This is a genomic window from Melaminivora alkalimesophila (assembly GCF_000282995.1).
Classification (GTDB): Bacteria; Pseudomonadota; Gammaproteobacteria; order Burkholderiales; family Burkholderiaceae_C; genus Melaminivora; species Melaminivora alkalimesophila.
On the sequence record NZ_ALEE01000781.1, the window covers coordinates 1 to 727 of the forward strand.

2 protein-coding genes are annotated in these 727 nt (G+C 62.3%); both read right to left on the reverse strand.

What is annotated here, in order from left to right; translation table 11 throughout:
* Positions 1–33: 33 nt before the first annotated feature.
* Positions 34–393 carry a 50S ribosomal protein L20 gene (gene rplT / locus A612_RS15055; protein ID WP_019375265.1) on the reverse strand — a complete coding sequence of 120 codons (360 nt, stop codon included), beginning with the start codon at positions 391–393 and terminating at the stop codon, positions 34–36.
* A gap of 27 nt (positions 394–420) precedes the next feature.
* Complete coding sequence (rpmI, locus tag A612_RS15060; protein WP_019375266.1) at positions 421–624, reverse strand: 50S ribosomal protein L35; 204 nt, start codon at positions 622–624, stop codon at positions 421–423.
* Between the last annotated feature and the right edge of the window lie 103 nt (positions 625–727).

The window sequence follows — 727 nt, forward strand, 5'->3', positions numbered from 1 at the left end:
CAGCCGGCTGCAGCCGGCCGCCGGGTCGTGGACTCAAGCGGCGAGCTTCGCCTTGACTTGCTCCACGATGCTGCCGAAGGCAGCCTTGTCGTGCACCGCGAGGTCGGCCAGCATCTTGCGGTCGATCTCGATGGACGCCTTCTTCAGGCCGTTGGTGAACTGGCTGTAGGTCAGGCCCAGTTCACGGCTGGCGGCGTTGATACGGGCGATCCACAGACGGCGGAACACGCGCTTCTTATTGCGGCGGTCACGGTAGGCGTATTGCCCAGCCTTCATCACCGCCTGCTTGGCGATGCGAAAGACGTTGCCACGGCGGCCACGGAAACCCTTGGCCTGGGCGAGAACCTTCTTGTGACGGGCGCGGGCCGTTACACCACGTTTGACGCGAGGCATGTGCTTTCTCCTTGTTCGTGGGTGGGGTTACAGACCGGCCATGGGCATCATCTGTGCAATGGCGTTCATGTCACGCTCATGCACTGTGGTGATGCCGCGCAGCTGGCGCTTGTTCTTGGTGGTCTTCTTGGTCAGGATGTGACGCTTGAAGGCCTGACCGCGCTTGACGGTCCCACCCGGACGAACGCGAAAACGCTTCTTCGCGCTGCTCTTGGTCTTCATTTTGGGCATGTCGAATGCTCCTTGCATTGTGCTCGCGAGGCGTTTGCACACCGCTGTGCAACCTTGCAGGCCCCGAGCCACTTCTTGGATGCGGCAGGCCGTCACCCTGCCG